Origin of the sequence: Streptococcus mitis (assembly GCF_946188375.1) — a bacterium.
GTDB lineage: Bacteria > Bacillota > Bacilli > Lactobacillales > Streptococcaceae > Streptococcus > Streptococcus mitis_CX.
Window position 1 is genome coordinate 88,366 of record NZ_CAMHUS010000001.1, and the last position, 14,788, is coordinate 103,153.

The window sequence follows — 14,788 nt, forward strand, 5'->3', positions numbered from 1 at the left end:
ATGGAAGTGAACATTATGTATAAATCAAAAAGACAAAAAAATAAATCTTTTGATTGGTATGGCTTGAGCCAACGTTTCTCTATTCGTAAGTATCATTTTGGTGCTACGAGTGTGCTGTTGGGGACAGCCTTGATTTTGGGTGCTGCCCAAACGACTGTCAAGGCAGAAGAAACAGCTGCTGAAAATAAAACAGAAGCTGTTGCATCTGCTCCAAAAGATGATAAGGTAGGTGAGAATGTCGCAAATGTGACGACACCAGCTCTTTCTGCTACGACAGAAGCGGCTGTAGTAGAAAAGCCAACCTTGAGTGATGAGGAAGTTGCAAAATTAGCTGCTGAAGCATCTAAGAAAGATGATAAAGCAGCTGAAATAGCTACAACTGAAAAAACAGAAGCAGCTGACAAAGAAAAAGCAACACTAACTGCTCCTTCAACAGACAAAAAAGCTGATAAAGCAGTTGATGAAAAAGCTGATAAAAAGGACGAAAAGAAAGCAGAAAACCCAATTACTGCTACTAAAACTGTTCTTGAACAATTGACATCTGAAGCAGAAGTATTGAACACAACTGCCTCAAACTTTGCGGATAAAAAGGCAGAAGATAAAGCTGGAAAAGAAGCAATCGCAACTGCAGTAGCTTCAGCTAAAGTTCAAATCGAAGCTTCTAAGAAAGCTCTTGCGGCAGGAGAAATCACCAAGGAAGAATTGGATGCCCAACTCCAACGTATCTCATCTGCTATTGAAGCAGTCTATGCTGAGATGAAACGTGCAGGACACGTAGGTAAGGTTGAAGCAGTGTTGGGGGATGAAACTACTACCAATACAGCAATCGTAGCTCCAACAACTAAGACTCCTGTAAAAAATATTAATGAGTTAACGGATGAAGAAGTTGCAGCGATTAAGCGTGAGATTATGAATGCCAACCCTAGCATTACGGATCCTTCTATGATTGAAGTAGTACAAAAAGGAAACGCAACTGCAGGTGAAGCAACTGTTACTGTAAATGGTGTTAAAACAAAGATTCCTTCTGGAAACACTGTTGTTGGTACTGCGGGTACAAAAAACTTAGAGCAACTTAAAAATAATATTAACTGGTTCGACTTTGCAGCAGCATCAATTACATACTCTAATGGTACTGTAGTAGGTCCAGCAAGAAAATTAGCGCAACCAATTACTAAAACTATCACATATCCAAATGGTGATAGAGTTGAAGGTAAAATCACAATGGTTCGTGATGTTACCTATGCTGATGGTTCAAAAGGTTTAACAACTGATGATAAATTCTTAAATTCAGGAACTGCGAAATATGTTGAACATTTATACTACACGGGTGGAGCTCAAAACGATCATGAACTTTACGAAGCTTTACAAGAAGGTATGAAGTTCAATGTTAAAACAAAGGTTGAAGGCTATACTTTAACAGCTACAGTTATAAAATTAGGTTCGAAAAATGTAGAGGCTGATCCAAATAAAACACCAGCAGGACCAGTGAATGCGGTTCGTGATTATGGTGATTGGGGTTCTGATAAACAATTAGCGAAAGCACAAGCTGAGGATAAAAGATTCAAAGAAAATGCTACGAAAAACAAAAAAACGTTGGCTAATAACCCAACAGTATCAGTAAATGGTGTAGCATTAACGATACCAGAATATCCGACAGAAACATTTGCTAATACAGATGCCTACTATGAGAAAGTAGCAGCTTATCAAAAAGCTGTTCAAGCCTACAACAAAGCTATTGATGCTCAACAATTATCTGCAACGAAATTGTCAGAAACTGGGTTCACTTATGTTAATGTGAATGGTAAGGCTGTACCAAACGGATCAGCAGCATTATATAAAAAGATTGGTAACGATAGAAAAGCTGATGTGCTTATAACAGCTCAAGATACTCAATGGTCGTATTTAAGAAAAGCTGGGCTTCCGACAACAAATCCAGATGGAAGTGAAATGCTTACTGCATTTACATCGTCTCGTGATGAAGCGAATGTAGGGGTAACATTTGCACTTTCTGCAACTTATAACGGGCGTATTGTAGATGTTAACGTAATTGCTGCCGATGCTGAAGAAGCTGGGCGTACAGAAATTGTTCAATTCGAGACAGATGGAACGAAATGGGAACAATTCATGGCGTTAAACCTTCAAAAAGATATTGATGAAAAAACTGCTCAAGGAGTTTACCCAAGTAGACCAAGTGATGTTAATGCTGATGGACGCCTTGCAGAAGCAGGGTATAATCCAAAAGATTGGGTTAACGTAGATAAAAATGGAAATCCTTCTGCATATGGAACGAATACATTCGGAGCTAACTACACAGCTATGGGTTCTAAAAACTCATTACCAATAGCGCTTTCTCAAAACGTTAAGACATTATCAATGTACTTAAACTCTTCAGGTGCGCAAGCAGGAACTATTGGTTTCATGATTTATGATGGTGGAGATGCACCACAATCTTATGGTTCAGCTCAACATATCATCGGAGATTTCAACAAAGAAGTTGTTAAAGATGGTGTGAAAACACAAGTTACTGCTACTCAACCATACTTAGGTAATGTTAAAGGAGATCCAGACTTCCGTTCAACAAAAACAGATCCTTCAGGCGGATGGGTACTTGATGACTTAATTACATCAGAGAAATATAAAGAGACACCATTAGAATCAGGAAAAACAATTGTAACAACAGATAAAGGTGTAACAGGTAAATACTTATTATTACCAAATGGGAATGCTGTAATTGAAAAAGCTGATAACACACGTGTACTTTTAAATCAAGGTGATGTTATTGAAATGGCAAATCCTAAAACGAAGCTTCCAATTCGTGGGGTTTATAACCATACAACTGGAGCTTTAGGTGAAGGTACTCTTGGAGATGAAGGAGAAAGCCAACTTCTTGACCCAGCGGTAGCGACTGAGTATAAATTACGTCATGCTCAAGGTAATGAATATATTCTTGAAGGTGTTCGTGCTAATTTAGGTGTAAATAACGATAAAGCCTATGTTCGTGGGTGGGTAGACTTCAATAACAACGGTAAATTCGATCTTAATGAATCTTCAGAAATTGTAGAAGTTAATCAAAACGGAACTTATAATATCAAATTCAAAAATACACCACAATTACTAGATACTTCAGCAGATAGTCTAGGAGTACGTTTACGTATCTCACTAACTAAAAATGAAATTTTAGAACCAACAGGTGTAGCATCATCAGGGGAAGTAGAAGACTTTGAAACGCATGTTATCCATATGCCACGTGGTACCAAACATGAAACAAAAGATTTCCAAGGTCGTGAGCAAACTGTTAAGTTACCAACAAATGCGATGTTCACAGCGAATGGTAAAAACAAGGATTCTAAATATAAACAATGGGCTCAAATTGAAAATGATAACTTGCCACCGAAAATTGTTTTAACAGATAAACAAGTTGCAAAAGAAGAAGCTTACACACCAACAGATAGCGAATTACCATCAAACTATCGTAAAGGTGATGACGGCAAAATTTTCGTTGAACGTAATGGTGCAACAGTATTCACTGGAGAGTATGTAACCGTTAAGGATAAGAACAATAAAGTTCTTGGTAAAGGTCTAAAAATTACAAATCCATTGAATAACAAAACAGAGTACTTACTTGACACATATACTGAATATGATACTGCAGGAAATGAAGTAGGTACATATAAAGTAAATCCAGCAAGTAACGGTAAGAATGTTTCTATTGGTAACGGTCTATACGAAACTACTTTAACCTTCAAACCTGTAGATGCTTATGTAGGTACAGCTAAAGGTATCGCAGTTCGTGCATGGGATGATAACAATAGTTCAACTGGTTGGGAAGCTACAAGCGACACAATCGAAACTTCTAAAACATCTACTACACTAGCAGAAAAAGATAAAGTATTAGAAAACACAAATAATGGAAATAATGGCTATAAATCTATGGATACTAGCTATATTCCAACTGTTATTGATGTTCGCCCAGTAGGGGAAGATACAATTACAGAAGATGTGCAAGGAAAACCACAATCATCAAATCCAACCATTCCAGCTTATGCAACGGTTGAAACAGTAACAAATGATAAAATTGAAGATGTCAAGTATACTGCGAACTTTGCAATTTTAGATAAAACTAAAAAACCAACTTTAGCAACTAAAAAAGAAATTCCTGGAAAAGTATATACTGAAGATACAAAAGTTGATAAAGAAACAGAAGTAACATTACCTAATGGAAACACAGCAACATTCAAACCAGCTGATAAGATTCCTGCAAATACAAGAATCGCTGAAACAGAAGCTGTGACAGTTAATGGAACAGGAGATGTACTTGTAAGCAATGTTCGTTATAGTACTGGTTCAGTACCTGCAGGAGCAATTTTAGAAGGTGCAGGACCTACAGTTACAGAGCCGACAACAGTTTTAAGAAATGGAACAAATGTTGTTATTCCGGTAGGAGATAAAGTTCAAAAAGGTGATGAACTTGTTACTCCACTTAAGATAACTGGGGGAGCTCAGATAACTACATGGAAGAAAACATACCAAAAAGGTGAGACTATTCCGAAAGTAACGGCTGATAAATTCTCTGTTTTAGGGAAAGAGACTCCAGCAGATCAACTTGTTCCAAAAGGTGAGTCTATCACATTAAATGGTACTACTTATAATGCAAATAATGATACTGTTCCAAAAGGATCTCGTGAAGCAACAACATATGAGAACTTAATGGGATCTAAACTTCCAGATGCAGTTCACATTGATCCAGAAACGGGTGAAGTTACAACAGTACCTCGTAGCTATACTAAAGTAACAGATACAGAAATCGTAATCGAAAATGAAGGAACATATACATTAAACCAAGACACAGGTGAAATTACATTCACTCCACATCCTAAGTTCGTAGGAACAGGTACTGGTGTAGTAAAACAACAACCAGATATCGACTATAATGATAAAGTAGCAGGAGACTCTGTAACTAGCCAGTATGGTACTGATTATGGTAGAGCTAAATATACACCAATCGTTAAACCACAATCAAAAGCTTCAATCACTCGTACAATTCACTATGTATATGAAAATGATAATGATAACCCATCAAGTCAAGATTCATATAAAGATAATGATCCAATCGTAGCAATCGATAACACACCAGTTACTCGTACACAAACGATTGATTACACTCGTGAATACAAGATTTTCTCTGAAGCAGGTAAAACAGATAAAGAATTAGTCACTGCAAACCAAGTTACAGATGCAACAGGGCATGTTTATAAAGTTGGAGATACAATTCCGGCGGGAACTAAATTCAATCAAGGTTCAATTATCATTGGTAAATGGACAGCTTCAAGTGATGAAAACTCTAAATTTAAAGAAATCATCTCACCGACAGTTAAAGGATATACTGCTGAAGTAGTAACAGCTGACTTTACAAGTCCAGGTACTGACGGTAAGATGGGACACATCCACAATGGTAAACAACCTGTAGGATTATATACTCCAGTAGCAGATAATACAAAAGATGTTGGAGTATATGAGCCGCTAGTATCTGAAGTTCGTTCAGACAATAAAGATGACTTCGATATGTATGTTGTTTACAAAGCTGACAAACAAAAAGCGAATGTAACATACATAGACTTAGATGCAACAGGGGATGCTCGTATTCTTGAAGTTCAAACAGCAGCAACTGCCCCTGCAACAAATAAAGATGCGAAAACAACTTATGCTGTTCCAGAACTACAAGGTAAATCTCATACTAAGATTCCTTATTTAACAGCTAAAACAATCAAGAAATATGAAGACCAAGGTTATGAATTAGTAACCGATGATTATACAAACAATACTCAAGGTACAGCTATTGAGGGTAGACGTAAGTTCGATGATGATAAAGATGTAGACCAAGCATTCAATGTTTACCTACGTCACAAGAAAGTTACTCGTAAAATTAAAGATACTCAAGAAGTAACACGTACAATTGAGTATAAATATGCTAGTACAGATGATGTACCAACTGATAAACGTGGAACAACAGCTGCACCAACAGTGACTGAAACACTTCACTTTGAACGTGACCGTACAATCGATTACACATTAGCTGCGAAAGTATATCCAACAGAATACGCAACTTACAAAGCGGTATTAGATAAGAGTGGATATGATTCTCCTGAAGAATACAAAGCTCGTACAGTTTACTACGACCACATCACAAACAAAGCAATCGCAGCAGATGCAACAGATACTCAAAAATCAATCGTTACATTTGGACCATGGACTCCAGTAGGTGGAACATCTAACGATGCAATTAAATTATCTGATGCAGAAAAAGTAAAAGATGATAAATTTAACCTTGTTAACTCTCCAGAAGTAACTGGTTATGTTCCAGATAACGCTACTGTAGAAGCAACTGCAGCAATTGATGCAGAAGCAGATGATTACAAGATTACAGTACTTTATACTCCAGTTGCTCAAAAAGCTGTAGTTAAGTTTGTAGAAGTAGATCCTACTAATACAAATAAAGTCATTACTCCTGGTCTTGCAGATCCAGTTGTTGTGACAGGTAAATCAGAAGCAGCTTACCCAGCAACAACAGCAACTTCAGTAACTGATAAGATTGCTGAGCTTGCTAAGAAAGGTTACGAACTTGTAAATAACGGATTTGTATCAACAGACAAATTCGATAAAGATGCTGCAGTTGATCAAGAATATGTGGTGAAATTCAAAGCTAAAGTAGTAGATATTCCATCATTTGATCCAACAAAACCAGCAAGTAACGATAATCCAAAACCAACTCCAGGTGTAACACCACTCGATCCAAGTAATCCAGATGGACCAAAATGGACTGAAGCATTAATCAACGCTGTAAAAGTACAAGAAGAAGTAACACGTACAATTAAGTATGTATACGAAGACGGTACTCCAGTAGCAGAATCTAATCTAACAAGTGTAGCTGACAAGAAAGTTAAAACACTTAAATTTACTCGTCCTGGTAAGATTAATGTTGCGACAGGAGAAATCACATACGGAGATTGGTCAGCGAACCAAAAATTCGAAGCAGTAACATCTCCAGTATTAGAGAAATACACAGCGGCAGTTGCAGGTGTAACTCCAACAACAGCTGATGTACCAGAGAAAACTGTTGCGGCTACAGATAAAGACTTCGAAGAAGTAGTAGTATACAAAACTAAACTAATCACTGTTGATCCCAAAGCTCCAGGTTATAAAGAACCTAAGAAAGATGAGCCAATTAATCCAAATGATCCAAATGGACCAAAATGGACTGACGAATTACTTGCGAAATTGAAAAATACTGAAGAAGTAACACGTACAATTTCGTACACTTACTCAACAGAAGCAAGTGAATTGAACCAAGCTGAAAAAGATGGCAATAAAGCTGGAACGAATGTAGCTGATCCATTCACTACAAAAGTGAACTATACTCGTGTAGCTCAAGTGAACCCAGTAACAGGAGAAATCACATACGGAGAATGGGAAGCTAAAGATAATGACACTACATTAGAAGGAAAAGCAGAACTTCCTAAAGTAGCAGGTTATGTAGCGACAGGCGATGTAGATTCATCTAAGAAAGATGTAACATCAGTTAAAGCAGAAGATAAAGATATTACGGAAAAAGTAGTGTATAAAGCACTAGGTAAATATGTACCAGTTGTACCAGAAGGATTCACTCCTCCTACAATTCAAAATCCACAATATCCAAACTCAGATGATCCATCTAAACCAGGTGATCCAACAACTACAACAACGATTCCATATGTTCCAGGAACAACACCAGTAGGACCAGATGGACAACCGTTGACACCGAAAAACCCTGCTAATAAAGAAGAAGGATACTTACCACCAGCTCCAACAACACCAACAGGGGATACAACAATCGTTTATACGAAAGATGGTTCTCAAGTAGCTGTAACGAAATTTGTAGATACAACTGGTAAAGGATTAGAACCATCAGTAGTCGATACAGGAGATACAGGTAAAGCCTTTACGAAAGATGCGGATGTTACTGCGGCAATCAATAAGATCTTAGCTCGTGGATATGAAAAAGTAGCTAATGTAAATGCAGGTGAAAAAGATTATCCATCAACAGATGCTGAAAAAGTATTTGACGCTGATGCATCAACAAACCAAGAGTATACAGTAACATTCAAACCGATTGTTAAAGATATTCCAACTGATCCAACAACTCCAGGTTATGTGAAACCAGAACCAGGTCAACCAGTAGATCCAACAAAACCAGATGGACCAAAATGGCCAGAATCTGTTAAAGACTTGAAGACAACTGAATCTGTAACACGTACAATCAAGTATGTATATGAAAATGCAACTCCAGTAGAAGATGGCAAACTTGGAACAGATGTTGTAGCTAAGAAAGTTCAAACGCTTGAATTTACTAGAACAGCTAAAGTTAACCTTGTGACAGGAGAAGTTGAATATGGAGCATGGACACCTAAGACAACTGATGGATTTGAAGCTGTAATAACTCCTACAATTGACGGATACACTTCAGCATTAGTAAGTAATCCAACAGTAAGTGACGTACCAGCGAAAACTGTGACGGCAGATGCTGCTGATTATGAAGAAGTTGTAGTTTACAAAACAAAACAAATTACAATTGATCCAAAAGATCCAAACTTCGATCCTGAAAAACCAGTAGATCCAAAAAATCCAAATGGACCAAAATATAAAGATCTTAAACTGGCAGAAGAAGTAAAACGTACAATTACGTATACTTATGCAGATGATGTAGCAGATACTTCTAAACGTGGAACTGATGCAGAACCTAAACATGAAACTACAGTAAGCTTCACACGTACAGCATCAGTAAATGGAGTTACAGGTGAAATTACTTATAGTGAATGGACTGCTAAAGATAACGATACAACTCTTGAAGGTAAAGCTGTAGTACCAGTTAAAACTGGATACGTAGCTACAGGAGATGTTGAGTCATCTAAGCAAGATGTAACGGGTGTTAATGCAACGGATAAAGATATTATTGAAAAAGTTATCTATAAAGATTTAGGTAAATTTGTACCAGTTGTTCCAGAAGGATTCACTCCTCCGACAATTGAAAATCCACAATATCCAAACAATCCAGATGACCCTACAAAACCAGGAACACCAACAACAACGATTCCATATGTTCCAGGAACAACACCAGTAGGACCAGATGGACAACCATTAACTCAAAAAGATCCTAACGATCCAACGAAAGGTTATAACCCACCAACACCAACAAATCCAACTGAGGATACAACAATTGTTTATACGAAAGATGGTTCTCAAGTAGCGGTTGTTCATTTCATTGAAGTAAACAGTGAAACGGATAAGACTGAAAAAGGTGGAGTGGCTCAATCAATCGTTGATACTGGAGATACAGGAAAAGCATTTACGAAAGGTACAGAAGTAACAGCTACAATCGAAGCTCTGAAAGCTAAAGGATATACAGTTGTTGAAAACAACTACCCAGAAAATGGTAAGTTTGATGCAGACTCTAAGACTAACCAAGAATACAAAGTCCTTGTAGCGATTAAACCAGTAACTGTAAATCCAAATGATCCAGCACCAACTCCAGATAAACCAATTGATCCAAATAATCCAACAGGACCAAAATGGACTCCAGAGTTAATCAAAGAGTTAGAAGATGGACGTAAAGAAGAAGTTAAACGTACAATCAACTATGTATATGCAGACGGTAAGAAGGCTGCTGATTCAGTAGAAGAAACGAAAGAGTTCAAACGTTCAGCAACAATTAACCCAGTAACTGGTAAGATTACATTCGGAGACTGGTCACCAGCTCAAACATTTGAAGAAGTAACTTCACCAGAAATTAAGAATTACACTCCAAATAAAGTGACTGTACCAGCATCAGAAGTAACAGCAACTGCTGAAGACATTAATGAAACAGTAGTTTATACTACAAAACCAGTAACATTAGATCCTTCTAAACCAGCAGATCCAAATACTCCAGCTGTTACTCCAAAACCTGAAGACAAAGTACCAAACGATCCAAAAGGTCGTACGTACAAAGAATTAGGATTAATCGAAGAAGTAACGCACACAGTTCACTACAAACTAGCTGACGGATCAGATGCAGGTATCCCTGATAATGTCCAAACATTAACATTCACTCGTACAGCTGACTTAGATCCAGTAACTGGAGCAATCTCTAACTTTAGTGATTGGAAAGCTAAAGGTGACGATACAACAATCGATTCTATAACAACTCCAGATAAACCTGGATATGTAGCTTCAGCCGCTAAATCTACAGCTCGTGAAAATGTTAAAGCTACAGATAAAGATAGTGAAGAAACAATTATCTACCGTAAACTTGGTTCATATGTACCAGTAATTCCTGAAGGAGTAACACCTCCAGCGAACACTGACTTAACTCCAAAACCATATCCAAATGATCCAAACGATCCTACAAAACCAGGGACACCTGCTGAAACTCCAGTAGTACCATACATCCCTGGAACAACACCTGTAGGACCAAACGGTAAACCATTAACTCCGAAAGATCCTAACGATCCAACGAAAGGATATGAAGTACCAAAAGTACCGGAAGATCCAACTCAAAACACTACAATCACGTATGTTAAGGATGGTTCTCAAGTAGCTCTAGTTCACTTCATTAAAGCTGATGGAACTGCAGTTCACGTATCAGTTGCGGAAGCAGGAGACACAGGTAAAGCAATCAAGACAACAAATGTTGATAACGTTAAAGCTGAGTTAGAAGCTAAAGGTTATGAAGTTGTTGAACCAACTGATCCAGCTTATACAGCAGAACGTGTAGCATTCTACGCTGAGGAAAACCGTACATTCGATGACAAAGACGATAAAGGTGATAAAGGAATTAGCCAAGTTTACTACGTAATCGTTAAAGAAGGAATTACTCCAATCGATCCAGATAAACCGCTAGATCCAAATAATCCTAATGTTACTCCAAAACCAGGAGACAAAGTACCGGGAGATCCAAAACAACGTACTTACGAACAACTTGGATTACTAGATGAAGTAAATCGTACAATCAACTACAGATACGCTAATACTGATAAAGTAGAAGAAGCTAAACGTGGTCAAGAAGCTGCAGCTACTGTAGAACAAAAACTTCGTTACTCTCGTAAAGGTGATTTAAACAAAGTAACAGGTGAAATCACTTATACTTCTGATTGGACTGAACCTCAAACATTAGCTGAAGTAACATCACCAGTTATCGACGGATACGTTGCGGATATTAAAGCAGCTGAAAAAGTAGAGAACGTAGCTCACGATGCAGCTGATTCTGTAGTAAATGTTGTTTACACACCACTAGGTAAATATGTACCAAAAGTACCAGAAGGATTCGAAGTTCCAAAAGTTGAGAAACCTCAATATCCAAACGATCCAACAGATCCAACTAGACCAGGAACACCAACAACAGTGATTCCTCACGTTCCAGGAACAACTCCAAAAGATCCAAATGGAAATCCACTGAAACCAGTAGATCCAAACGATCCAAGTAAAGGATATGTTCCACCAACACCTGAAAATCCAACAGAAGATACGCAAATCACTTATGAGAAAGATACTCAAAAAGCGAAAGTAACTTATGTGGTAGAAGGAACAGGAACAGTACTTCACACAGATAACCTAGAAGGTAAATCTGGAGAACCAATCGAGTACAGTACAGTAGCTAAACTTGCTGAATTGAAAGCTCTAGGATATGACCTAGTAAGTGACGGATTCACAACAGCTACAGATAAGAACTACGATAAAGATACAAAAGTTGATCAAAGCTTTGTAGTAACAGTTAAACCACACGTTGAGCCAATCAAACCAGTAGATCCAGAAAATCCAAATGATCCAAATAAACCAAAACCGGGTGATCCAATCGATCCTAAGAACCCTGATGGACCAAAATGGACTGAAGATCTAATCAAGAAGATTGATACAACTCGCCATGTGAACCGTACAATTAAGTATGTTAACGAAAAAGGTGAGGAAGTAGCTAAGAAAGTAACTGATAAAGTTACATTCAATCGTGAAGCTAAGATCAATTCAGTAACAGGTGAAATCACTTACGGTAACTGGACAGCTAAAGATGGAGATACAACATTCGATAAAGTTGAATCACCAGTCGTTAACGGATACATCCTGAAAGATGCCAAACAAAAAGAAGTAGCAGCTACAACAGGATTAACTGCAGACTCTAAAGATGAAAACATCGAAGTAGTTTACACTAAACTTGGTTCATGGGTACCGAAAGTACCAGAAGGTGAAACACCAATTGATCCACTTCCATATCCAAATGATCCGAACGATCCAACTAAACCAGGAAACGATAGACCAATCGTTCCTTACGTACCAGGAACTACACCAAAAGATCCAAATGGAAACCCACTGAAACCAGTAGATCCAAACGATCCAAGTAAAGGATATGTTCCACCAACACCTGAAACCCCAACAGAAGATACTGAAATCACTTATGAGAAAGATACTCAGAAAGCAAAAGTAACTTATGTGGTAGAAGGAACTGGAACAGTACTTCACACAGATAACCTAGAAGGTAAATCTGGAGAACCAATCGACTACAGTACAGTAGCTAAACTTGCTGAATTGAAAGCTCTAGGATATGACTTAGTGAGTGACGGATTCACAACTGCTACAGATAAGAACTACGATAAAGATACGAAAGTAGATCAAAGCTTCGTAGTTACAGTTAAACCACACGTTGAGCCAATCAAACCAGTAGATCCAGAAAATCCAAATGATCCAAATAAACCAAAACCAGGTGAACCAATCGATCCTAAGAACCCTGATGGACCAAAATGGACTGAAGATCTAATCAAGAAGATTGATACAACTCGCCACGTGAACCGTACAATCACATACGTTAACGAAAAAGGTGAGGAAGTGGCTAAGAAAGTAACAGATAAAGTTACATTCACTCGTGAAGCTAAGATTAACTCTGTAACAGATGAGATCACATACGGTAACTGGACAGCTAAAGATGGAGATACAACATTCGATAAAGTTGAATCACCAGTCGTTAAAGGCTACATCCTGAAAGATGCCAAACAAAAAGAAGTAGCAGCTACAACAGGATTAACTGCAGACTCTAAAGATGAAAATATCGAAGTTGTCTACACTAAACTTGGTTCATGGATTCCAAAAGTACCAGAAGGTTCTACACCAGTTCCTCCGGTTACGTATCCAAACGATCCAAAAGATCCAACTAAACCTGGAACTGATAAACCTAAAGTGCCTTATATCCCAGGAACTACACCGGTGGTGCCAAAAGATCCAACTAAACCAATTAGTCCGGATAACCCACTAGTTCCATTAACACCAGTAGATCCAAACGATCCAACTAAAGGATATGAAGTACCACCAGTACCAACAGATCCAGGAACTGATACGCGAATCACTTACGTAACTGATAAACAAAAAGCTATCACTAACTTCGTAGATGAAAAAGGTAAAGTAGTATCAACTCCAGTAATTGATGAAGGTGATTCAGGAGCTAACTTCACTAAGTCTAAAGTTGATGAAGTAACTAAGACTATTGAAAAACTTGAAAAAGCTGGATACAGAGTCGTTAAGAACGAGTTCCCATCTAAAGATACAGACAGAGTATTTGATAAAGATAAATCTGTAGATCAAATCTTCACTGTAACAGTAGCTGAAAGAATTATTCCAGTTACACCAGGTAAACCAGTAGATCCAACTGATCCAAACTTACCGAAGAATCCAGATGGAACACCTGTGACACCATCTACACCAGAACCAGGTAAACCAGTATTCCCTGAAGATCCAAACAGCCCAGTATGGCCAAATACTGTGAAAGATCTTGTAACTGAGAAATCAGCTACACGTACGATTAAGTATGTAGATCGCGACGGAAAAGAAGTTTCTGAAACTCGTACAGAAACTATCAAGTTCACTCGTGAAGCTAAGGTTAACTTAGTAACTGGTGAAATCACTTATGGTGAATGGACAACAGATCGTAACGATGACATCTTCAACGGTTACCAAGTACCAGTTGTGAAAGGATACATCGCTAAAGCTGGTGATCTAGAATCATCAACTAAAGATGTAAAAGTAACTCCTGATACAATCAAGGATATCAATGAAACAGTGATTTACGATAAGTTAGGTTCATGGATTCCAAATATTCCAGGAACACCAACAAATCCAATCACATATCCAAACGATCCGAAAGATCCAACTAAACCAGGAACTGACAAACCTAAAGTACCTTATGTACCAGGATTCATTCCAGTAGATCCAAATGGAAATCCATTGAAACCAGTTGATCCAAATGATCCAACGAAAGGATATGAAGTACCAGAGGTACCTGGTGATCCAACGCAAGATACACCAATCAACTACGTTCCTAAGGATCCTACACCAAATCCAACTCCATACCCAGGTCCAACACCAGCTCCAGCTCCTAAACCAGAGCCTAAGCCGGAACCAAAACCTGAGCCAGAACCAGAAACTCCACAACCTGTAACGCCTGCAGATAATGGAGATAACAACGGAAATAATAATGGTACTCCAGCAACTCCAGCTCAACCAGCAGCGCCTTCTACACCTCAATACATGGATGGTCAACGTGAACTTCCAAATACAGGTACAGAAGATCACGCTAGCCTTGCAGCACTCGGACTTCTAGGAGCCCTAAGTGGATTTGGATTGATTGCTCGTAAGAAAAGAGAAGATGAAGAATAATCATTTTGCTCTATATTAAATGCTGAATTGCAATCAAATACAGAAAGAACTTGAGATTTACTATCTCAGGTTCTTTTCTTTC

The 14,788-nt window shown here is 38.1% G+C and carries 1 protein-coding gene; it reads left to right on the top strand.

Annotation, left to right across the window (positions count from 1 at the left end):
- The first annotated feature begins 15 nt into the window (after nucleotides 1-15).
- Nucleotides 16-14,706 carry a mucin-binding protein gene (locus tag N8M16_RS00455; RefSeq protein WP_261069436.1) on the top strand — a complete coding sequence of 4,897 codons (14,691 nt, stop codon included), beginning with the start codon at nucleotides 16-18 and terminating at the stop codon, nucleotides 14,704-14,706.
- Nucleotides 14,707-14,788 lie beyond the last annotated feature (82 nt).

What these genes read in the sequence shown, in the direction of transcription:
- N8M16_RS00455 (WP_261069436.1), top strand. Translation starts at nt 16, where the DNA reads ATGTATAAATCAAAAAGACAAAAAAATAAATCTTTTGATTGGTATGGC.